The organism is Pseudomonas soli (assembly GCF_021283165.2).
Taxonomy (GTDB): domain Bacteria; phylum Pseudomonadota; class Gammaproteobacteria; order Pseudomonadales; family Pseudomonadaceae; genus Aquipseudomonas; species Aquipseudomonas soli.
Genome location: NZ_CP128543.1, coordinates 2,935,239 through 2,957,062, shown reverse-complemented (window position 1 = coordinate 2,957,062; position 21,824 = coordinate 2,935,239). Strand labels below are relative to the sequence as shown.

At 63.5% G+C, this 21,824-nt stretch carries 15 protein-coding genes; 4 read left to right on the top strand and 11 right to left on the bottom strand.

Annotated elements, in window-relative coordinates; all coding sequences use genetic code 11:
* Window positions 1-203: 203 nt before the first annotated feature.
* Window positions 204-485, top strand: a complete 282-nt coding sequence (locus LU688_RS13590; protein ID WP_094012136.1) for a hypothetical protein — start codon at window positions 204-206, stop codon at window positions 483-485.
* A 30-nt stretch (window positions 486-515) separates the two neighbouring features.
* On the opposite strand, the gene LU688_RS13585 is transcribed toward LU688_RS13590, so the two are convergent.
* From LU688_RS13585 to LU688_RS13550, 8 genes are all read right to left on the bottom strand, one after another.
* Window positions 516-1,325 (bottom strand): substrate-binding periplasmic protein, encoded by an 810-nt coding sequence (locus LU688_RS13585; protein ID WP_094012135.1) that lies wholly within the window; start codon window positions 1,323-1,325, stop codon window positions 516-518.
* 136 nt (window positions 1,326-1,461) lie between these two features.
* Complete coding sequence (locus LU688_RS13580; protein WP_160290697.1) at window positions 1,462-2,946, bottom strand: efflux transporter outer membrane subunit; 1,485 nt, start codon at window positions 2,944-2,946, stop codon at window positions 1,462-1,464.
* Window positions 2,943-6,053, bottom strand: coding sequence for a multidrug efflux RND transporter permease subunit (locus LU688_RS13575; RefSeq protein WP_110605745.1), 3,111 nt, complete (start codon window positions 6,051-6,053; stop codon window positions 2,943-2,945). Before LU688_RS13575 ends, LU688_RS13580 begins: the two co-directional genes overlap by 4 nt.
* On the bottom strand, window positions 6,050-9,148 hold the full coding sequence (locus LU688_RS13570; protein ID WP_094012132.1) for an MdtB/MuxB family multidrug efflux RND transporter permease subunit: 3,099 nt from the start codon (window positions 9,146-9,148) through the stop codon (window positions 6,050-6,052). Before LU688_RS13570 ends, LU688_RS13575 begins: the two co-directional genes overlap by 4 nt.
* Window positions 9,145-10,425, bottom strand: coding sequence for an MdtA/MuxA family multidrug efflux RND transporter periplasmic adaptor subunit (locus tag LU688_RS13565; protein ID WP_094012131.1), 1,281 nt, complete (start codon window positions 10,423-10,425; stop codon window positions 9,145-9,147). The genes LU688_RS13570 and LU688_RS13565 overlap by 4 nt, the downstream gene beginning before the upstream one ends.
* A gap of 291 nt (window positions 10,426-10,716) precedes the next feature.
* On the bottom strand, window positions 10,717-11,217 hold the full coding sequence (gene tpx / locus LU688_RS13560) for a thiol peroxidase (protein ID WP_160290699.1): 501 nt from the start codon (window positions 11,215-11,217) through the stop codon (window positions 10,717-10,719).
* Between the two features lie 165 nt (window positions 11,218-11,382).
* Window positions 11,383-12,663, bottom strand: coding sequence for a serine/threonine transporter (locus LU688_RS13555; RefSeq protein ID WP_094012129.1), 1,281 nt, complete (start codon window positions 12,661-12,663; stop codon window positions 11,383-11,385).
* Between the two features lie 256 nt (window positions 12,664-12,919).
* Entirely contained in the window at window positions 12,920-14,119 is a 1,200-nt protein-coding gene (locus LU688_RS13550) for an amino acid aminotransferase (protein WP_038706064.1), read from the bottom strand.
* 248 nt (window positions 14,120-14,367) lie between these two features.
* Here LU688_RS13550 and LU688_RS13545 point away from each other — a divergent pair, with 248 nt between their 5' ends.
* A complete protein-coding gene (locus LU688_RS13545; RefSeq protein ID WP_094012127.1) occupies window positions 14,368-15,423 on the top strand; it encodes a HEAT repeat domain-containing protein in 1,056 nt (351 codons plus the stop codon).
* 9 nt (window positions 15,424-15,432) lie between these two features.
* Here the strand turns inward: LU688_RS13545 and LU688_RS13540 are convergent, their stop codons facing one another.
* Both LU688_RS13540 and LU688_RS13535 read right to left on the bottom strand, forming a co-directional pair.
* Window positions 15,433-17,496 (bottom strand): ATP-binding protein, encoded by a 2,064-nt coding sequence (locus tag LU688_RS13540; RefSeq protein ID WP_177182938.1) that lies wholly within the window; start codon window positions 17,494-17,496, stop codon window positions 15,433-15,435.
* Window positions 17,486-17,935, bottom strand: a complete 450-nt coding sequence (locus tag LU688_RS13535) for a nucleoside deaminase (RefSeq protein ID WP_094012126.1) — start codon at window positions 17,933-17,935, stop codon at window positions 17,486-17,488. The genes LU688_RS13540 and LU688_RS13535 overlap by 11 nt, the downstream gene beginning before the upstream one ends.
* A 145-nt stretch (window positions 17,936-18,080) precedes the next feature.
* On the opposite strand from LU688_RS13535, the gene LU688_RS13530 reads away from it, so the two are divergent.
* Window positions 18,081-18,770: a type 1 glutamine amidotransferase domain-containing protein gene (locus tag LU688_RS13530; protein WP_094012125.1), complete on the top strand. Its 690-nt coding sequence runs from the start codon at window positions 18,081-18,083 to the stop codon at window positions 18,768-18,770.
* A gap of 90 nt (window positions 18,771-18,860) precedes the next feature.
* Here LU688_RS13530 and hppD read toward each other — a convergent pair whose 3' ends face one another.
* Window positions 18,861-19,937: a 4-hydroxyphenylpyruvate dioxygenase gene (gene hppD, locus LU688_RS13525; RefSeq protein WP_094012124.1), complete on the bottom strand. Its 1,077-nt coding sequence runs from the start codon at window positions 19,935-19,937 to the stop codon at window positions 18,861-18,863.
* A 314-nt stretch (window positions 19,938-20,251) separates the two neighbouring features.
* Between hppD and LU688_RS13520 the strand changes: the two genes are divergently transcribed.
* Window positions 20,252-21,817, top strand: coding sequence for an EAL domain-containing protein (locus tag LU688_RS13520; RefSeq protein WP_160290700.1), 1,566 nt, complete (start codon window positions 20,252-20,254; stop codon window positions 21,815-21,817).
* The last annotated feature ends 7 nt before the right edge of the window (window positions 21,818-21,824 follow it).

The following is a 21,824-nucleotide window of genomic DNA, read 5'->3' as shown; positions in this document are numbered from 1 at the left end:
CGCTCGCAAGCCCTGCAGTGAAGGGGTTAGAGCCTTTGCGCGAGTAACTGGAGGCATAATGCCACTTGTCGTTTGCTTGTGCTCATGGCATCGACCGCGGGCAAACCCATCGATCTGTTATCCCTGACCACGAGAAACACCAAGCCAAGCGAAGCGACTCCGGCTAAGCTCAACACACCACCACGCCGTTCCCGGAGCCTGCAATGGCCACCCTGCCCCGGCATGCAGTGCGCCTCGCCCTGCTCGCCATCACCTTGTTCGTCTCGACCGGTTGTTCGAACAAGCACGCCAGCACCCGCTACGCCGCCCAAGGCTCCAACTGCTATGCCAAGGCGCTGCCCAGCAGCGGCGAAGGCGGCCTGGCATTCGGTCCGACACTGGCCATGGCGAGCAGGAAGTCGCTGGACAGTTGCATGCGCTACGCCGGCAGGTCCGGGGGCACGCCGCGGACCTGCCAGGTCGTCGTGGCCAAGTGCAAGAGCTGAGCTAGCTTGACAGCGCTGCGTCAGCCCGATTCACTTTCCGGCCTGTTGACGCTGCCAGCGCTCCAGGTTTTCGGCCACCAGTTGTTCGGGCAAGGGCCCTGCCACCAGCTCACGCATCTTGCGCGCCAGCTGTTCGCGCAGTGCCGGCTGGTTGCAACCCGACTTGTGCGATAGCGCCAGGTACAGCCCTTCGCTGGACACCGGCGGCTCAAGTACCTCCAGCTCCTTTTCCTTGCCCAACGTGCGCGCCAGGGCCATGCCGGGATACTGCTCGAAGATCACGTAGTCGCTGCGCCTGAACAGCAACTTCTGGAAGGCCTGGGTGGCGCTGGGCACTGCTTCGAGGTGGAGCTGCGCCCGGGCGTAGTCGTCGAACGCCTGGCCATGGCTATTGTTGACCAGCGTTCCGCCGCGTCGCCCCTTGAGGTCGGACCAGTCGCTGTAGGCGAAGCCCTCGCCCTTGCGCACCCAGACCACGCTGGAATTGAACAGAAATGGCGGGCTGATGAAGTCGGTCAACAGTTCGCGCGCCTGGGTACGAAAGTAGCCGGCGAGCATGTCGATGCGCCCGCTGCTCACTTCCTCCTGCGCCCTGGACCACGGCCCGACATACACCACATCCACCACCAGGCCGAGGTCCTTGGCCACCTCCTTCAGCAGGTCGGCATTGGCCCCGATAAGTTGCTCGGGGTTATGCGGGTCGCGCCAGAGATAAGGTGGGTACTCCGGGTTGCCGGTGGCGGTGAGGTGCTTGCAGCTGTCTGTGGCCAGGCCGTGCAGTGGAATAACTGCCAGCAGGCACGACAACCACACAGACAAGCCCAGACAACGTCCGCTCATGGCGTTCCTCGTGCAATGGATTGTGCCACCGACGAGGTGGCTTTACCCAGTTTGCACGAGAAATGGCCAAACGCCACGTGCCATCTGGCTATCTGTGATGCGGTACAGCGTCACGGGGTAAGGCGCAAACAGCAGGTCACTGCTCGGCCAACTGCGTTCGAGCATCCCAACCACCGCCAAGCGCCGCGATCAACTGCACGCTCGCCACCAGCCGCCCCTGCAACAGCGTCAATACACTACGCTCGCTACTGAGCGCCGTGGTCTGCACGTTCACCACGTCCAGGTAACCGATCAGCCCGGCCTTGTACTGGTTCTCGGTCAAGCGTAACGACTCCCGCGCCGCCTCGAGCGCTTCCTGCCGGACAACGGATTCGTCCCCATACACCTTGAGCTGCACCAGGTAGTTCTCGACCTCCTTGAACCCATCCAGCACGGCCTGCCGGTACTGCGCCACGGTCTGGTCGTACACCGCCACGCTGCGGTCCACCTCGGCGCTACGCTTGCCGGCATCGAACAACGTCAACGCCAACTGCGGGCCGACGGACCAGTAACGGTTGGGAAGCTCGATCCAGTTGTTGAAACTGCTGCTGGAGTACCCGCCATTCATGCTCAGGGACAGGTCGGGGAAGTACGCCGCCCGGGAGACGCCGATGTTGGCGTTGGCCGCCATGACCTTGCGTTCGGCTGAAGCGATGTCGGGCCTGCGCTCGAGCAACTGCGAAGGGAGCGACACCGGCACCTGCGGCAATGCCGGAATGTCGCCGCTCGCGGCCAGGGCGAAGTCGGCCGGGGCCTTGCCCATCAGCACGGCAATGGCGTTTTCGTACTGCGCGCGTTGCCAGGCCAGGTCAATAAGGTCGGCCTGGGTGCTCTTGAGCTGGGTACGTGCCTGGGCTACGGCATCCGGCCCGGCAACCCCGGCGCGATACTGGTTCTCGTTCATCTTCAACGACCGTTCATAGGCCGCTACCGTGGCCTCGAGCAAGCGTTTCTGCGCGTCGATGACCCGCAGTTGCAGGTAGTTCTGCACCAGCTCCGACTGCTGGCTCAGGCGAATGGCCGCCATATCGGCGAAGCTGGCCTCGGCACTGGCCTCGTTGGCGTTCATGGCTTCACGCAGCTTGCCCCACAGGTCGATTTCCCAGCTCACGCCGAGTTGCGCGTTGTAGGTATCGCGGATGCCACTGCTGTTGTTCGACAGGCTCGAGCTGGAGCTCCCGGTGCCCTGGGCCGAACGGTTCTTCCCAACGGTGAGGTTCAATGAGGGGAACAGCGCGGCGCGGCTGCTGCGCACCAGCGCCTGGGCCTGACGATACTGCGCTTCGTACTGCGCCACCGTCTGGTTGCTGCGGTTGAGCTCTTCCACCAGGGCGTCGAGCTGCTTGTCGCCATACAGCTCCCACCATGCCCCGCGGGCGATGGCATCGGATGGGTTGGCCTGGGTCCAGCCCTGGGCCTGCTTGAACTGCAGCGGGGTGCTGAGTTCCGGGCGATGATAATCCGGGCTCAAGGTACAGGCGCTGAGCATGGCCACGCACAGCCCGGCGCTGACCAGCCGCGAGCCGCGCCCATGGGTGAGCAGCCTGAGGGCACGATGGATTCGGGAGTGGGCAAAGTTCATAGCGGGGTATCCAGGGCAGCATCGGTGCGCACGCCGCGCCAACGGTTGAACCGGTGGCGCAGGCGATCGAGGTACAGATAGACCACGGGGGTGGTGTAGAGGGTGAGGATCTGGCTGAACACCAGGCCGCCGATGATGGTCAGGCCCAACGGCTGGCGCATCTCGGCGCCCTCGGCGCGGCTGAGCAGCAGCGGCAGCGCGCCGAGGATCGCGGCCAGGGTGGTCATCAGGATCGGCCGCAGGCGCAGCAGGCAGGCACGGCGGATCGACGCCTCCGGTGACAAGCCTTCATGGCGCTCGAGTTGCAGGGCCAAGTCGATCATCAGAATGGCGTTCTTCTTCACCACGCCGATCAGCAGGAACAGCCCGAGCAGCGAGATCAGGCTGAACTCGCCACCGGTCAGGTACAGTGCCAGCAAGGCGCCGACCCCTGCCGAAGGCAGCGTGGAGAGGATCGTCAATGGGTGGATGTAGCTTTCATACAGAATGCCCAGCACCAGGTACACCAGCACCAGGGCGCCGAGGATCATGAACGGCTGGCCTTGGGCGGTCTTGGTGAACGCGTCCGCGTCGCCACCGAGCTTGGCGATCACCGATTCGGGCAGGCCAAGCCTGGCCACCGCCCGCTCCAGCGCGGCCAGGGCCTGGTCGGGGCTGTAGCCTTCGGCAACATCGAACGAGATGTCTTCGGAGGCGAACTGGCCTTCGTGGCTGACGCGGTCGTTGGCCAGGCTGTTCTCATAGCGGGCGAAGGTGGACAGCGGCACCCGGGCGCCGTCGGCGGTGATCACCTGCACCTGCTCCAGGGTACTCGGGTCCCAGGCGTATTTCGGGTTGATCTCAAGCACCACCTGGTACTGGTTGAGGCTGTCGTAGATGGTCGAGATCTGTCGCTGGCTGTAGGCGTTGTTGAGCACCGCGGTGACCATGTCCATGTCGATGCCCAGGCGCTTGGCCTGGTCACGGTCGACCACCAGGGTCACCTGCTGGGTGCCAGCACCGTCACGGGCGTCGATGGCGGTCAGCTCGGGCAGTTTGCGCAGCTCGGCGGCGACCTTGGGGAACCATTCGCGCAAAGCGGCCAGATCGCCGCTCTGCAAGGTGTACAGGTACTGGGAGGTGGTCTGGTCGCGCCCGCCGCCACCGAGTTGCAGGTCCTGGTCGGCCATCAGGTACAGGCGCCCGCCGGGTATCTTCGGCAGGTCCTTGCGCAAGCGGTCGATGACTTTCTGCGCATTCTCCTTGCGCTCGGCGATCGGTTTCAGTCGTACTAGCACGAACGCATTATTGGTACCACTGTTGCCGCCAATGAAGCCGGCGACACTCTCCACGGCCGGGTCCGCGAGCAGGGCGCGGCGGTAGATTTCCATCTTTGGTTGCATGACCGTGAACGACAGCCCGTCATCGCCGCGGATGAAACCTTGCAATTGGCCGGTGTCCTGCTGCGGCATCAGGGTCTTGGGCACCACCACGTACAGCGCGATGTTGAGTACGATGGTGGCCAGCAGGCTGAGCAGGGTCAGGCGCCTGTGGCGCAGCGCCCAGCCCAGGCTCTTGTCGTAGCCGGCGACCATGCGCTGGTGAATACGGTCGCTCCAGCGTTGCAGGCGGGTCTGCTGCTGCGGGCCATGGATCTTGAGCCAGCGCGAGCAGAGCATCGGCGTGAGGGTCAGCGACACCACCAGCGAGACGATGATTGCCGCCGCCAGGGTGATCGAGAATTCCTTGAACAGCCCGCGAACGATCCCCCCCATGAACAGGATGGAGACGAACACCGCCACCAGCGAGACGTTCATCGACAGCAGGGTGAAACCGACCTCCTGCGCGCCTTTGTAGGCCGCGCGCATCGGGCTCTCGCCCTTCTCGATGTGTCGGGAGATGTTCTCCAGCACCACGATGGCATCGTCCACCACCAGGCCGGTGGCAAGGATCAGCGCCATCAGCGACAGATTGTTCAGCGAGAACCCACACAGGTACATCACGGCGAAGGTACCCACCAGCGACACCGGTACCGCCAGGCTCGGGATCAGCGAGGCGCGGAAGTTGCCGAGGAACAGGTACACCACCAGGATCACCAGCACCACCGCGATCAGCAAGGTGTGCTCGGCCTCCTTCAAGGTGGCCTTGATCACCGGCGAGCGGTCCATGGCTACGTTGAGCTTGACGCTGGCCGGCAACAGCGACTGCAGTGCCGGCAGCTCGGCCTTGATCTGGTCGACGGTCTGGATGATGTTGGCGTTGGCCTGGCGGTTGACCACCAGCAGCACAGCGCTCTCGTCGTTGAAGAAGCCACTGTTGTAGCGGTTTTCCACGCCATCACTGACCTTGGCCACATCCGACAGCCGCAGGATCGAACCATTCTGCTGACGGATGATGATAGGCTTGTAGTCTTCGGCCTGCTCCAACTGGTCGTTGGCGCGCACTTGCCAGTTGCGCTCGCTGTCCTCGACAAAGCCCATGGGCCGGCGCTGGTTGGCGTTGGCCACCGCGGCGCGCACATCGTCCAGGGACAGGCCGTACTGGTTGAGCAGTTGCGGCTCGAGCTCGATGCGCACCGCCGGCAGCGAACTGCCGCCGATCTGTACTTCCCCTACCCCGCTGACCTGCGACAGGCTCTGGGACAGGATGGTGTCGGCCAGGTCGTAGAGCTTGCCCTTGGACAGCACCTGCGAGGTCAGCGACAGCACCATGATCGGCGCCTGGGAAGGGTTGATCTTCTTGTAGGTGGGCATGCTGCGCATGCCGCTGGGCAGCAGGTTGCGGGTAGCGTTGATCGCGGCCTGCACCTCGCGTGCCGCACCATCAATGTCGCGGCCCAGTTCAAAGCCGATGATCACCCGGGTCGAGCCCTGGTTGGAACTGCTGGTCAGGGTGGTGACGCCGGCAATGGCGCCAAGCTTGCGCTCCAGCGGCGTGGCGACGGTGGACGCCATGACCTCGGGGCTGGCTCCAGGCAGGCTGGCCTGTACCACGATCACCGGGAAATCCATCTGCGGCAACGGCGACACCGGCAGCAGGCCGAAACTCACCCCGCCCAGCAACATGATCGCCAGGCTGAGCAGCATGGTGGCCACGGGCCGGCGGATGAAAGGTGCGGAGAGGTTCATGCTTCGGCCTGCCGCGGATCGTCAAGCGGGCGCCAGCGACGAGCCAGGCGATCGAAGTACAGGTAGATGACCGGTGTGGTGAACAGGGTCAGCACCTGACTCACCAGCAGGCCGCCAACCATCACCAGGCCCAGCGGCTGACGCAGCTCGGCGCCGGAACCGGTGGCGAGCATCAGCGGCACGGCACCGAACAGCGCGGCCAGGGTGGTCATCAGGATCGGCCGGAAGCGCAGCAACGCAGCCTGATAGATCGCATCACTCGGGCTCATGCCCTGATGGCGCTCGGCTTCCAGGGCGAAGTCGATCATCATGATCGCGTTCTTCTTGACGATGCCGATCAGCAGGATGATGCCGATAATGGCGATCATGCCCAGGTCGTTGCCGCTCAGCAACAGCGCCAGCAAGGCCCCCACCGCCGCCGAAGGCAACGTCGAGAGGATGGTCACCGGGTGGATGTAGCTCTCGTAGAGCACGCCGAGCACGATGTACATGGTCACCACGGCGGCGAGGATCAGTAGCAAGGTACTCGACAGCGAGGCCTGGAACGCCTCGGCAGCGCCCTGGAAGCGGGTCTGCACGCCGATCGGCATGCCGATGTCCTGCTGCACCTGCTCGATCACCTTGACCGCCTCGCCCAGGGACGCGCCATGGGCCAGGTTGAACGACATCATCACCGCCGGGAACTGGCCGATGTGCGAGATGGCCAACTGGGCCTGGCGCTGCTCGATGCGCGCCAGGGCCGACAGGCGCACCTGGCCGCCGTCGGCGGCCTTGACGTGGACCGCCTCAAGCGCCTGCGGACCGAGGCTGGCCGCAGTCTGCGACTGCAGCACAACGCGGTACTGGCTGGCCTGGGTGTAGATGGTCGAGATCTGCCGCTGACCGAAGGCGTCGTACAGGGCGTTGGTGATCTGCGCCACGGTGATGCCGAGACGGCTGGCCATGTCGCGGTCGATCACCAGGTACACCTGCAGGCCCTTGTCCTGCAGATCGCTGGCCACGTCCTGGAGTTCCGGGCGGTCCTTCAGTGCCTGCACCAGCTTGCCGCTCCACTCGGCAAGCATGTCGGCATCCGGCGAGCTGAGGCTGAACTGGTACTGGGTGCGGCTGACCCGGTCCTCGATGCTCAGGTCCTGCACCGGCTGCATGAACAGGCGGATGCCGACCAGCTTGTCGAGCTGCGGCTGCAAGCGGCTGATCACCTCGGCTGCCGTCACGTCGCGCTCGCCATGGGGCTTGAGGTTGATCAGCAGGCGGCCGCTGTTCAGGGTGGCGTTGTCGCCATCCACGCCGATGTACGACGACAGGCTCTGCACCGCCGGGTCCTGCAGGATCACCTCGGTCAGGGCCTGCTGGCGTTGACTCATGGCGGCGAACGAAGTCGACTGCGGTGCCTCGGAAATACCCTGGATCACCCCGGTGTCCTGGGCCGGGAAGAAACCCTTGGGCACCATCAGGTAGAGCACCACGGTCAACGCCAAGGTGGCCACGGCCACCAGCAACGTCAACGGCTGGCGCTTGAGCACCCAGGTCAGGGCACTGGCGTAGTGCTTGATCAGCCAGTCGATCCAGGCACCGCTGGCCCGGTAGAAGCGGCCTTGCTCCTCTTCCTTTGGTTCACGCTTGAGCAGGCGGGCGCACATCATCGGCGTCAGCGTCAGTGACACCACCAGGGAAATCAGGATGGCCACCGCCAGGGTGATGGCGAACTCGCGGAATAGCCGCCCGACCACGTCGGCCATGAACAGCAGCGGGATCAATACCGCGATCAGCGAGAAGGTCAGCGAGATCAGGGTGAAACCGATCTGTTTAGCGCCCTTGAGCGCGGCCTGCAGCGGTGTCTCGCCCTCTTCTATATGCCGGGAGATGTTCTCCAGCATGACGATGGCATCGTCCACCACGAAACCGGTGGCGATGGTCAGGGCCATCAGCGTGAGGTTGTTGACCGAGAAACCGGCCAGGTACATCACCCCGAAGGTGCCGATCAGCGACAGCGGCACGGCGATCGACGGGATGATCGTGGCCGACGCCCGGCGCAGGAACAGGAAGGTCACCATCACCACCAGGGCAATGGCGAACAGCAACTCGTGCTGCACGTCGCGCACGGCGGCACGGATGGTCTGGGTACGGTCGGTGAGCACGCTCACGTCCAGACCCGCCGGCAGGTTATCGGTGATCGACGGCAGCAGTTCCTTGATCCGGTCGACCACCTCGATGACGTTGGCGCCGGGTTGGCGCTGGATATTCAGCAGCACCGCCTCGTTCTGGTTGGCCCAGGCGGCAAGGCGCTCGTTCTCGGCGCCGTCGACGATCTCGGCGACGTCCTTCAGGCGCAGCGGTGCGCCATTGTTGTACTTGAGGATGAGATTGGCGTACTCGGCCGGCGAGCGCAGCTGGTCATTGGCGTCGAGCATCGACACCCGGGTCGGGCCATCGAAGTTGCCCTTGGGCTGGTTGACGTTGGAGGCACCGATCAGGGTGCGCACGTCGTCCAGGTTCAGGCCGTTGGCCGCCAGGGCGTCGACGTTGACCTTGATCCGCACCGCCTGGCGCTGGCCGCCGGCGATGCTGACCATGCCGACGCCACTGATCTGGGCGATTTTCTGCGCTACGCGGGTGTCGACCAGGTCGTTGAGCTTGGGCAGCGGCATGGTCTTGGACGAGATGGCCAAGGTCAGCACCGGCGTGTCGGCCGGGTTGACCTTGTTGTACACCGGCGGTGCCGGCAGGTCGCTGGGCAGCAGGTTGCTGGCGGCGTTGATCGCGGCCTGTACCTGCTGCTCGGCGACATCCATGTTCATGTCGAGGTTGAAACGCAGGGTCAGCACCGAAGCGCCGCCGGAGCTGGTCGAGGCCATCTGCTCGAGGCCCGGCATCTGGCCGAACTGACGCTCCAGTGGCGCGGTGACGGCGCTGGTCATCACCTGGGGGCTGGCGCCGGGGTACAGGGTCATGACGCGGATGGTCGGGTAGTCGACCTGGGGCAAGGCCGCCACCGGTAGCAGCTTGTAGGCGATCAGGCCGGCCAGGACGATGGCCAGCATGCTCAGCGTGGTGGCGACCGGCCGCAGGATGAACAGGCGCGAGAGGTTCATGCGCCCGCCTTGGAGCCTGGTTCACCAGTCTGCGCCGAGCCCTTGGCGCCCTGCCCCTGCAGATGCTGGCCCGGGGTGGTCGGCACTTGCGAGCTGTCTTCGACCACCTCGACCTTGGAGCCTTCGCGCAGGCGGTCGGTGCCTTCCAGCACCAGGCGGTCACCGGCGGCCAGGCCCTCGACGATCACACTGTTCTCACCATCGCTCGCACCGACCTTGAGGGGGCGGATGTTGATGGTGTTCTCGGCGTTGACCACGTAGGCGAAGGTGCCGTCATTGCCGAACTGGATGGCCGCGGTCGGCGCCAGTACCACCTGTTTCAGGGTGTCGGCCAACAGGCGCACATTGACGAACTGGTTGGGAAACAGGGCGTGGTCGGTGTTCTGGAAGGTGCCCTTGAACTTCAGGGTGCCGGTGGCGGTGTCGATCTGGTTGTCGAGGCTGCCCAACACGCCGGTGGACTGCAGCTTCTGATCGCCACGGTCCCATGCTTCGACCGGCAGGCTGGCACCGCTGCGGTAGCGGGCGAGCACGGTGTCGAGCTGGGTTTCCGGCAAGGTGAAGGCGACGCTGATCGGTTCGGTCTGGGTAATGACCACCAGCGCCGTGGTGTCGTTGGCGGCGACCAGGTTGCCCAGGTCCAGCTGGCGCAGGCCAAGGCGACCGCTGATCGGCGCACGGATCTGGGTGAACGCCAGGTTCAGGCGGGCATCGTTGACCTGCGCCTGGTTGGTCTTGACCAGCCCCTGGAATTGCCCGACCTGTGCCTCGGCGGTGTCCAGGGTCTGCTTGGCGATGCTGTCTTCGGCATACAGGCCTTTATAACGGGCCAGGTCGACCTGGGCATTCTTCAGTTGCGCCTGGTTTTGCGCCAGGGTGCCTTCGGCCTGCTGCAGGGCGATGCGGTAGCTGCGCGGGTCGATCTCGGCGAGCAGGTCACCGGCCTTGACCTGCTGGCCTTCCTTGAAGTGGATCTTGACCAGCTCGCCGGCCACCCGGCTGCGCACGTTGACCGTGTTGGTCGCGGTCACGGTGCCAAGGGCCTTGTAGTACAGCGGGAAGTCACCCACCCGCGCAGGCTCGACGCGCACCGGCACCGCTTCGGTGGAGGCGCCAAAACCCGGCCGGCCGCCCATGCCTTTGCCTGGGCGATGCCCGCCACCCTCTTTATGGGCGGTCGTTGCGGGCCACAGCCACCAGGCCAACAGGGCCACCAGCAGCAGGATCAGCAGGCCGAACAGCCAGCGACGAGGGGAACGGGAATTGGAGGCTTGCATGGGTTGAACGAACCTTGTTCAGAGAATGACGGTGTGGCGAGCGTGAACGATAAGCACTGGCATCGTTTTAGCAAAGGGGCTTTACCAGTGCTTTACCTTCGGCTGACGTTGGCAAAGGGGTGAACTTTAAATGAAAACGGCCTGGAACAGGGTCCAGGCCGTAACAGGGTGTAACCCGCCAGTGAGAGCGGGCTAGCATCGCAATGGCGTCGTATCAGGCTATGACGTCTGCCTTCAACGTGCAATCGCGGGTCAAGCCCGCTCCCACGCCGCCCAAACGGGCGCGTGGCGTTACTTCAAGACAGCCAGTGCCGCATCGTAGTTCGGCTCGTCGGCGATTTCGCCCACCAGCTCGCTGTGCAGCACCTTGTCGTTTTCGTCCAGCACCACCACGGCGCGAGCGGCCAGGCCGGCCAGCGGGCCATCGACGATGGCCACGCCGTAGCTTTCCAGGAACTCGCGGCCACGCAGGGTCGACAGGTTCTTCACGTTCTCCAGGCCTTCAGCGCCGCAGAAGCGCGCCTGGGCGAACGGCAGGTCGGCGGAGATGCACAGCACCACGGTGTTGGCCACGTCGTTGGCCTGAGCGTTGAACTTGCGCACCGAGGTGGCGCAGGTCGGGGTATCGACGCTTGGGAAGATGTTCAGCACCTTGCGCTTGCCGGCAAAGTCTTTCAGCGACGTATCGGCCAGGTTGCCAGCCACCAGGGAGAAGGCAGGTGCCTGGGCGCCAGCTTTCGGCAGCTCGCCTTTGACTTGAACCGGGTTGCCTTTGAGAGTCACTTGAGCCATGACGGAAATCCTTTGCGGGTTTGGAAAAAGACCTCGAGTTAAGCATGAAGACGCGCAAGTGCCTATAACCAAACATGAAATTGTTGCATTGCCAGACAATTCTTGTGGACAAAAAAATGCCCGGATCGCGACAAGCCACCCGGGCACACCGCATTCAGAAATGCATCAGGCCAGCAGGCCGTAAACCACCGAGGTCAAGGCCACCAGGCCGACCACCACCACGAACACGTTGGACAGCGCACCGCTGTACTTGCGCATCGACGGCACGCGGCGGATGGCATACATCGGCATCAGGAACAGCAGCACGGCGATGATCGGACCGCCGAGCGATTCTATCATGCCCAGGATGCTCGGGTTGAGGGTGGCGACGATCCAGCACACCACCAGCATCAGTGCGGCGACGATGCGGTCCAGGGCCTTGGCGCCCGGGCGCATGCCGGTCTTGACGATCATGCCCTTGAGGCCTTCGCTGGCACCGATGTAGTGGCCCAGGAACGACTTGGCGATGGCGATGAAGGCGATCAGTGGCGCGGCGAAAGCGATGGCCGGCTGCTCGAAGTGGTTGGCCAGGTAGGACAGGATCGACAGGTTCTGCGCCTTGGCTTCAGCCAGCTGGGCGCTGCTCAGGGTCAGCACGCAGCTGAACACGAAGAACAGCACCATCAGCACCATCAGCAGGTGGGCGCGGCGCAGGATCTGGCCGCTGCGCTCGTCGGCGTGCTCGGCGTAGCGGCGCTTCTGATCAACGGCAAAGGCCGAGATGATCGGCGAGTGGTTGAACGAGAACACCATCACCGGAATGGCCAGCCACACGGTGTGCAGGAAGGCCGAGCCGGACGGCACCTGGGTAGCGGTGTCAAGGATGCCGCCGGTCCAGTGCGGCACCAGGTAGAGGGCCAGCAAAGCCAGGGCGACGATGAACGGATACACCAGCAGGCTCATGACCTTGACCGTGGCCTGTTCGCCGCAGCGCACGATGGCCAGCAGGCCGAGGATCAGCACGAACGACAGGATTGCCCGCGGCGGCGGCGCGATATGCAGCTGGTGCTCCATGAAGCTGCTGACGGTGTTGGTCAGCGCCACGCTGTAGATCAGCAGGATCGGGAAGATGGCGAAGAAGTACAAGACGGTGATCAGCGCACCGGCGGTGATGCCGAAATGTTCCTCGACCACGTCGGTGATATCACCGCCCTTGCTGCCCGACAGCACGAAACGGGTCAGCCCGCGATGAGCGAAGTAGGTCATGGGGAAAGCCAGCAAAGCCAGGACCAGCAGCGGCCAGAAACCGCCAAGGCCGGCGTTGATGGGCAGGAACAGGGTTCCGGCGCCGATGGCCGTGCCGAACAGGCCCAGCATCCAGGTGGTGTCTTGACGCGACCAGCTGCCGAGGGTGGCGGGGGTCGATTCTGCAAAGCGTTGTTCAACGCTTGGGGCCTGCTCATTCATTCCGGGTGAAGCTCCACTCGCAAGACTGCAACAGGCTGAGAATGGCGAAATAGACGATTCGCCCAACTCAACCGGGGAAGAGGGGCGCGATTGTGCATGCAAAGGTTGCACTTGGGGAAGCCCCGCCCGAGGGACGGTTGCACTTGTCTGTACAAGAAAGCAGGATTTCGGGTTGCAAAAACTACCGCGGGGCAAGGCGCATCGGTGCGCCGATGCGACTTGCCCCGCAATAAAGCCAGTTCGGCCAGCGCCGATGTCAGCCCTTGTGCACGGCGGCAAATGCCTCGGCCACTTGACGCAGGTTGGCCGGGCGCAGCCCGGACATGCATACCCGGCCGCTGTCGATCAGGTACACGCCAAACTCATCACGCAGCCGACGCACTTGTTCCACGCTGAAACCGGTATAGCTGAACATGCCCCGCTGGCGCAGGAAGAACTGGAAGTCCTGGCCTGGCAGCAGCTCGCCGAGCAGGTCGACCAGGCCCTGGCGCATGTCGAGGATGCGCTTGCGCATTACCTCCACCTCTGCGGCCCATTGCGCGTTGAGCGCAGCGTCACCTAGCACGCCGGCCACCAGCTGGGCGCCGAAAGCGGGCGGGCTGGAGTAGTTGCGGCGCACAGTGGCCTTGAGCTGGCCAAGCACGCTGGAAGCGGTGGCGGCATCATCACAGACCACCGACAGGCCCCCTACCCGCTCGCCGTACAGCGAGAAGATCTTCGAGAACGAGTTGCTGACCAGGCAAGGCACGCCGGCACGGGCCATTTCGCGGATCGCATAGGCGTCTTCGACCAGGCCTTCGCCGAAGCCCTGGTAGGCGATATCGAGGAACGGGATCAACTGGCGCGCCTTGACCACCTCTACCACCTGTTGCCACTGCTGCTGGTCCAGGTCGACGCCGGTGGGGTTGTGGCAGCACGGATGCAGCAGGACCACGCTGTTCTGCGGCAAGGCCTGCAGGCTGGCCAGCATGCCGGCGAAGTCGAGGCCGCGGGTGTCCGGGTCGAAGTACGGGTAGGTGTGCACCTTGAAGCCCGCGCCTTCGAAGATTGCCCGGTGGTTGTCCCAGGTCGGGTTGCTCACCCACACCTCGGAGCCTGGGAAGTAACGCTTGAGGAAGTCGGCACCGACTTTCAGCGCGCCCGAGCCGCCGACGGTCTGCACGGTGGCCACGCGGCCAGCGGCGACGGCCGGGTGCTCGGCGCCGAACAGCAGCGCCTGGATCGCCTGGCGGTAGGCGGCCAGGCCTTCCATCGGCAGGTACAGCGAGGCTTCATGGGGCTGGCCGGCCAGGCGTTTCTCCACCTCGGCCACCGCCGCCAGCTGCGGCACCACGCCGGCTTCGTCGTAGTACAGGCCGATACTCAGGTTGACCTTGGCGGCCCGCGGGTCGGCCTTGAAGGTTTCCATCAACGAGAGGATCGGGTCGCCGGCATAGGCATCGACATGTTTGAACACAGCGTGCAGCTCCTTGGAAATCAGGACAGTTCAGGAAAGGCTCAGGCGAGGATACCCGCAGAGCGCCACGAGGAACATCACCGAAATGCAAGCAGTCCCTGCACGCTTGCAAAGCACGCCGACAGCACACAGCTTGTCCACGTGCTGCTGAACCTGCAACTCGGCGCTGCCCCGGGATCGTACCCTGATCATTGCATTTGCTACCTGTCTGCCCCAAGCTCTGCGATACCGCCACCACGGACCGCGAGATGCCCAGACACCGCCTCCTCCTGATCGCCCTGTTACTTCTGCTTGTACTGCCCGTTGCGATCGGCTATCTGTGGCGTGACCGGCAACCCGCACCGCCCAGCCTGCCACCCCACAGTTACGCCAAGGCCCTGCGCCAGGCACATGATGGCCTGCCGGGCGCCGCGCGGGTGTTGTACCAGCAGTTGCAACGCGACGACCTGCCCCCCATCCGCCGCGCCGCGTTGTATGCCGAATTGCCCAACTACCCTTCGCCACAGGCCTTGAAACTGGCCAGCATGGGCCTCGAGCACGCCGATCCGTTGGTACGTCGGGCTGCCATCGGCAGCATCCGTCGCCTGTTGCCGGCCGCCCAGCGCAGCCTGGTTCTGGGGCCGTTATTGGAGGATGACGAGCAGAGTGTGCGCTTCGCCGCGGTGGATGCGCTGCTGGGCCTGGACCCGGACGCCATCGGTCTGTACTTCGGGCCCTTGCAGACGGCTCTGGAACAGTACGAACAGGCCCTGGAACAACAGCCTGACGACGCCGCCGCACAGCTGCACCTAGCCCGGCTCTACATGCACGAACAAGCCTATGACGCCGCCACACAGGCCCTGCGGCGCAGCCTGGCTGTGGCCCCAGAAGGCCTGGACGCCCTGGCCACGCAAGTCCGCTTGCTGGAGCAGCAGGGCCAGCATGACGCCTCCCGCGAGGTACTCGCCAAGGCGCTGGCGCTACGCCCTGACTCCGCCTTCTTGCAGTATGAACTGGGGCTGTGGCTGACCCGCCACGAACAACAGGAATATGCCCTGCTGGCACTTTCCCGGGCGGTCGAACTGGAACCGGAAAACACCGAGTACCGTTATACGCTGGCCATCACTCTGCATCAGTTGGACCAGCTCGATGCCGCGCAGAAACAGCTGGAGACCGTGCTCAACCGTCAACCCGCCAACCGCCAGGCCCGGGTACTACTGATCGAGTACTGGAAGGAAACCGGACAGTTGCAGAATGTCCAGGTGCTGCTGGCCGAACTTGAGCGGCAGAACCCGGACGACCCCTACTTGCAGCAGGGGCTGTGATCGCCGGCTTCAGGCCTGCAACATCCTCTGAATCTGCTCTACCAGCATCTGCAACGAAAACGGCTTGAACATCAATGCCGTGCCCGGTTCGTCAAGCAGGGACTGTTCCACCGGCTCGGCGGTATACCCGGTGATGAACAGGATCTTCTGTTCTGGCTTCATCATGCGCAGTGCCCTGGCTACCTGACGACCGCTGAACCCACCCGGCAGGCCGATATCGGTTATCACCAGGTCGAACGGGCCGCCATGCCTGAATTGCCCTAACGCGCTGTTGGCATCAGGCACGTCGCACACCTCGAAACCGTAATCAACCAGCGCCTCCTTCATCAGGCCACGCAGGTTGCTTTCATCATCGACCAGCAACAACCGTTCACTCTGCATCTGTCGCGGCGTCGCATCATGAGCGATGCTGTCCGGCAACGTCCCCTGATAGCGGGGGAACATCATGACGACCCTGGTACCCTGGTCGATCGCCGACTCAATCCACATCTGGCCGCCGGACTGCTGTACGAAACCATGCACCATAGGTAGCCCCAGGCCGGCTCCCTGCCCCAAGGGCTTGGTGGTGTAGAACGGCTCAAACACCCTTGCCAGGTCCTGACGACTCATGCCATGCCCATCGTCCTCGACCTGCAGCGTGACGTAGTCCCCCGGCGGCAAGGCTTCCGGCCCTTCGCTGGGCATCTCCAGCCGCTCGTTGGCGGTATGGATCGTCAGGTTGCCTTCACCCAGGCAGGCATCGCGTGCATTACTGCACAAGTGCAGAAGCGCGTTACGCAAGGTATCCGGATCGACCTGCAAGGGCCAAGGCGCCACATCCAGTTGCATATTCAAGGTCATCTCGGCGCCCAAGGTCTGGCGTAGTATGGGCTCCGCTTCCTCCAACAGCCGGTTGATGCTCAGCGGATTCGGCGCCAATGGCTGGCTCCGGGCAAACGCCAGCAAGTTCTGGGTCAGGCCAATAGCGCGCTGGGCACACTCCCGTGCCATTCGCACATATTCATCCACCCGTTCCATTCGTCCCTGGGCGAGGCGTCGTTCGAGCAGCTCCAGGCTACTGCCGACTCCCGACAGTACGTTATTCATTTCGTGTGCCAGCCCACCCGCCACCTTCACAACCCCTTCCATGCGCTGGCTATCACGCACCGCCGCCTCAGCCAGACGCTGGACCTCATGGCGGTCAGCGGTGATGTTCCTCCCCACCAGCGTCGGCAACAGCTGGTGGGCACTGCCAGTCCAACGGAACCAGCAGTAATGACCGTCGCTATGGCGAACCCGACCCTCGAAGGGCGGCGCGGCGTGTCCCTGCACAAGCGCCATCAGCGTCAACTGCGCTTCGGTACGGTCCGCGGGATGGAACAGGTCGGGGAGCGCCATTTGCATCGGCGCAGCCTCATCCCAACCCAGCAGCCGATGCCAAGCAGGGTTGGCCGTGCGCACGCGCAGGTCGGCGTCGAGCATCAGCATCACATCAGGCGACAGCTGCCAGGTATGTTCAGGATCGGCCAGGTACTGCGCCAGGCGCGCATCGAAGGATTGCGCCAGCTCGCGCCATTCGTGGCAGGCCCCGACACTGGCAGTGGTCTCGAACAGCGCGTGGAGAAACCCGGCAACCGCACCACCGTCGTCACGAATAGGCGAGAAGCAGCCAGAGACCCAGGCCTTGCCAGTGATACCCTCTCGATACACTGCCAACGGGGCATCCTCGATCAGGCTGCCCTGGCCCTGCAACACCTTGAATACGCTTGCCCCCATACTCTCCCATGACTGCTCCCAGAGCGCGTCGAAGGCACGCCCCTGGTGGTCGGCTGCGCCGCCCAGCAAGACCCGATAGGCGTCATTGTGGATGACCGTCAGGGCAGAGCCCCATGCCAGCGCACAGGGAAAGGGAGACATCAGTACCATGTCTACAGCGATGCGCAGGGTAGGCGGCCAGGAGGTCAACGCCCCCAACGGCGTCGCGCTCCAGTCGAAGCCGGCGATGGGCCTGCCCACCTCGGCCAGAGAAGACGACGGTGGTGCCAGGTGGATTACCTGGATATCTGCGCCTTGGGTGTGCAGGTCAGCGGCCAATATCTTCGTTCCACAGCTCTGGGTTGGCTTCGATGAACCGGCGCATCAGCGCCTTGCAGGTTTCATCGTCATGCACCTCGAGGCGCACGCCACGGTCGCCGAGCAACTGCTCTTCGCCCATGAAGGTGACGTTCTCGCCGATGATCACATGCTTGATGCCGTACAGCAGGATTGCGCCGCTGCACATGGCACAGGGCGACAAGGTGGTATAGAGGGTGGCCTGCTGGTAAACCCGGGCTGGCTGCCGACCGGCATTCTCCAGGGCATCCATCTCGCCATGCAGGATGGCACTGCCCTGCTGTACGCGGCGATTGTGGCCACGGCCGATGATCCTGCCCTCGTGCACCAGTACCGAGCCGATCGGAATGCCGCCCTCCTCGAGTCCCTTGCGGGCCTCGTCGATGGCGGCCTGCATAAATATGGAAGTGTCCTGATCCATGGCGTCTCCCGGTAGTACGTCGACTTTTGCAGCAGCCTAGCACAGCGCCCGTGCCCATGGCGCATTGCGTGGCGAGGGCTATGCTCAAATGGCTTTTGATCTTGCTGGCCAAACGTTTTCCCATGGATTCGACGGGCATGCGCACATGAACAAGAAACTCCTGATCGTGCTGACCAATACCGCCAAGTATCCCGATATCAAGCGCGCCACAGGATTGTGGCTGGGAGAGGCCGTGCACTTTGTCGACGCAGTGCAAAAAGCGGGTTTTACCGTCGACTATGTCAGCCCGGCGGGCGGCTATGTACCGATCGACCCCCACAGCCTGCAGATGGCGCCGGACCTGGACTGGCAATGGTACAACGACAAGGCGTTCATGAACCGCCTTGGCGCCACCTTGAGCCCCGGCCAGGTCAAGGCCGACCAGTACAGCGCGATCTACTACACCGGTGGCCACGGCGTGATGTGGGACTTCCCCGACAACCAGCCATTGCAGGAGCTGACACGGCGGATCCATGAGCGCGGCGGCGCGGTCGCCGCGGTGTGCCATGGAGTAGTGGGACTGCTCAATATCAAGCTCGGCGACAACAGCTTGCTGCTCAAAGGGCGCAGGGTCACCGGCTTTTCCAATACCGAAGAAAAACTGGTTGAGCTGGACAAGGTGGTGCCGTTTCTCACCGAGAACGAACTGGGTGCTCGCGGTGGCGAGTACAGCAAGGCGGATGACCCGTGGGCGCCCTATGTGGTGGAGGACGGTAGCTTGATCACCGGGCAGAATCCGGCATCAAGCACCAAGGTAGCCGAAGCGGTGATCCGCTACCTGAACAGGCAACAATGAACGTTCGCCACAACTTAGCGCGGGGCAAGCCCGCTCCCGCCACCTTCCGGTGTGGAAGCGGGCTTGCCCCGCGATGGTGTGCTCGGCCGATTACTCGGTGCTCAACACGCCGCGACGCACCTGGTCACGCTCGATCGACTCGAACAGCGCCTTGAAGTTGCCTTCACCGAAGCCGTCGTCACCCTTGCGCTGGATGAACTCAAAGAACACCGGGCCCAGCAGCGTCTCGGAGAAGATCTGCAGCAACAGCCGCTTGTCGCCAGCCTCGGAAGCACCGTCCAGCAGGATGCCACGGGCCTGCAACTGATCGACCGGCTCGCCATGCCCTGGCAGGCGCTCCTCGAGCATCTCGTAGTAGGTCTGCGGCGGCGCCGTCATGAAGCGCATGCCGAAACCTTTTAGCGCGTCCCAGGTCTTGAGCAGGTCGTCGGTGAGGAAGGCAACGTGCTGGATACCCTCACCGTTGAATTGCATCAGGAACTCTTCGATCTGCCCCGCCCCTTTGGACGATTCCTCGTTGAGCGGGATGCGGATCATGCCGTCTGGGGCGGTCATCGCCTTGGAGGTCAGGCCGGTGTACTCGCCCTTGATATCGAAGTAACGGATCTCGCGGAAGTTGAACAGCTTCTCGTAGAAGCCAGCCCAGTAAGCCATGCGCCCGCGATAGACGTTATGGGTGAGGTGATCGATGATCTTCAGGCCCGCGCCGACCGGATTGCGGTCTACACCTTCGATGAACTTGAAGTCGATGTCATAAATCGAACTGCCCTCTTCATAACGGTCGATCAGGTACAGCGGCGCGCCACCGATACCTTTGATCGCCGGCAGGCGCAGCTCCATCGGGCCGGTCTCGATTTCCACTGGTTGGGCACCCAGCTCCAGCGCGCGAGCATAGGCTTCATGGGCGTTGCGAACGCGGAAGGCCATGCCGCACACCGAGGGACCATGCTCGGCGGCGAAATACGAGGCTACGCTCTTCGGTTCGTTGTTCAGTATCAGGTTGATACCGCCCTGACGATACAGGTGCACATCCTTTGAACGGTGGGTAGCCACCTTGGTGAAACCGAGGATCTGGAATACTGGCTCCAGCACGCCGGGGGTCGGCGAGGCGAGCTCAATGAATTCAAAGCCTTCCAGGCCCATCGGGTTTTCGAAGATATCTGCCATTTTGGTGTCCTCATCTGCAGCGAAAAACGGTTGATTACAGGCTTGCGATGTGGAGATGGCGTGGTGGTGAGCATGGGATCCCGCGCACGCTGCGGGCCAGGAAGTCACCAATGATCAGCTTGAACCCATGGTATGTCATATGGACCCATTCTCGGCGGGCTTGATTCCCCGGGAGGCGGAGAACCTTATTGTTGTATTCGTAACTCAATTCTACAGTGCGTAAATTTGTTTGTCGCGCTTTAGTTCGCAGGTTGTTCCGACAAACGGCTATCCTTTGCCTCACCATACCGTTGCATAGAAGGTCCCCACGCGCCATGCCCTTGACCGCCAAACGCCCTGCCCGCTGGAGCTGGCGCGCCCTGCTGCCCTGGGGGGTGGGTGTGGTGCCGCTCCTCTGTGGGCTGGCCGTGATGCGCTGGCAGACCGACCAGGAACTGCAGGCCGATAGCCTGGCCACGGCCAAGGAAGTAGCCAGCCATATTGAAGAGATCCTGGACAGCCTGGCCACAACCGCACATCGGTTGCTCCCCAAGGCCGGACAACCTTGCGACGAGGTGCAACTGGAACTGCGCATCGAGCTTACCCGCAATGCTTTCGTGCGTTCGACCAACCTGTTCGATCACAACCGGTTGTATTGCACCTCGCTATACGGTGATTTCGACGAACCAGTGAATGCCAGGGACTACACCAACGGGCAGCTATGGCTGATGAATGGCAACTCGGTCACCCCGGGGCATGCACTGCTGGTCTATCGGGCCAGCCAGCAGGAACACGGCGATCGGGGAGCGATTACCACAGTCGATGGCCGGCACCTGCTGACCGCGCTACACCTGATCGGCGCGGACAACCAGGTCAAGGTGCATGTTGGCAATCACTGGATTGGCAGTGATGGCCAGGTTCACGACGGCAAGCCGCCGGTCGCGGCCATCGCCGCTACCCAGTATGCGTCCACTCGCTATCCATTCGACGTGCACGCTGGATATGACGTGGGCAAGCGAGCCGCATTGATGCGCTCGCGCTACCCCGCTCTGCTGAGCCTGTTGCTGATACTGGGCGTGGCGGCAGGCGCGTCCTGTCGTTGGCAGATCCGCCGCGCCAGCTCATCGCGCAGCGAACTGGACCGGGCCTTGGACGCCGAAGAGTTCCTGCCCTACTTCCAGCCGGTGGTGCGCAAGGGTGATTACCGATGGGCCGGTGTCGAGGTCCTGATGCGCTGGCAACACCCACGCGAGGGCCTGGTGCGCCCCGACCTGTTCATACCCTACGCCGAGCACAGCGGCCAGATCGTCGCCATGACCCGCAGCTTGATGCTGCGCACGGCCCAGACCCTGGCTCCGCATGCGGCGTTGCTCGAGGACGGGTTTCACATCGGCATCAACATCACCGCCGACCACTGCCGTGACCTGGGCCTGCTCGATGACTGTCAGACCTTCCTCCAGCACTTCCCGCCTGGCCGCGTGGTGCTGACCCTGGAACTGACCGAGCGCAAGCTGATCGAGCCCACCCCGGTCACCCTCGACCTGTTCGAAAAACTGCACGCAATGGGGGTGATGATCGCCCTGGACGATTTCGGTACTGGTCAGTCAAGCCTCAACTACTTGCGCCAGTTCAATGTCGACTACCTGAAGATCGACCAGAGCTTCGTCGCCATGATCGGAGGTGACGCCCTGTCGCAGCACATTCTCGACACCATCATCGAGCTGTCCGCCAAGCTGGCCCTGGGCATCGTCGCCGAAGGTGTCGAAACCGAGGTGCAGCGCGACTATCTGGCGCGCCATGGCGTGGACTTCCAGCAAGGTTACCTGTTCGCCCGGCCCATGCCCGCCAGCGAGCTGCTGCTGGCCCTGGCCGCTCCTGTTGCCGCAACGCGGTCCCCCTGAGATCATG

Excerpts from the sequence above, each read along its gene's own strand:
- LU688_RS13590 (WP_094012136.1), top strand. The coding sequence starts at position 204 with ATGGCCACCCTGCCCCGGCATGCAGTGCGCCTCGCCCTGCTCGCCATC.
- LU688_RS13585 (WP_094012135.1), bottom strand. The coding sequence starts at position 1,325 with ATGAGCGGACGTTGTCTGGGCTTGTCTGTGTGGTTGTCGTGCCTGCTG.
- LU688_RS13580 (WP_160290697.1), bottom strand. The coding sequence starts at position 2,946 with ATGAACTTTGCCCACTCCCGAATCCATCGTGCCCTCAGGCTGCTCACC.
- LU688_RS13575 (WP_110605745.1), bottom strand. The coding sequence starts at position 6,053 with ATGAACCTCTCCGCACCTTTCATCCGCCGGCCCGTGGCCACCATGCTG.
- LU688_RS13570 (WP_094012132.1), bottom strand. The coding sequence starts at position 9,148 with ATGAACCTCTCGCGCCTGTTCATCCTGCGGCCGGTCGCCACCACGCTG.
- LU688_RS13565 (WP_094012131.1), bottom strand. The coding sequence starts at position 10,425 with ATGCAAGCCTCCAATTCCCGTTCCCCTCGTCGCTGGCTGTTCGGCCTG.
- tpx (WP_160290699.1), bottom strand. The coding sequence starts at position 11,217 with ATGGCTCAAGTGACTCTCAAAGGCAACCCGGTTCAAGTCAAAGGCGAG.
- LU688_RS13555 (WP_094012129.1), bottom strand. The coding sequence starts at position 12,663 with ATGAATGAGCAGGCCCCAAGCGTTGAACAACGCTTTGCAGAATCGACC.
- LU688_RS13545 (WP_094012127.1), top strand. The coding sequence starts at position 14,368 with ATGCCCAGACACCGCCTCCTCCTGATCGCCCTGTTACTTCTGCTTGTA.
- LU688_RS13535 (WP_094012126.1), bottom strand. The coding sequence starts at position 17,935 with ATGGATCAGGACACTTCCATATTTATGCAGGCCGCCATCGACGAGGCC.
- LU688_RS13530 (WP_094012125.1), top strand. The coding sequence starts at position 18,081 with ATGAACAAGAAACTCCTGATCGTGCTGACCAATACCGCCAAGTATCCC.
- hppD (WP_094012124.1), bottom strand. The coding sequence starts at position 19,937 with ATGGCAGATATCTTCGAAAACCCGATGGGCCTGGAAGGCTTTGAATTC.
- LU688_RS13520 (WP_160290700.1), top strand. The coding sequence starts at position 20,252 with ATGCCCTTGACCGCCAAACGCCCTGCCCGCTGGAGCTGGCGCGCCCTG.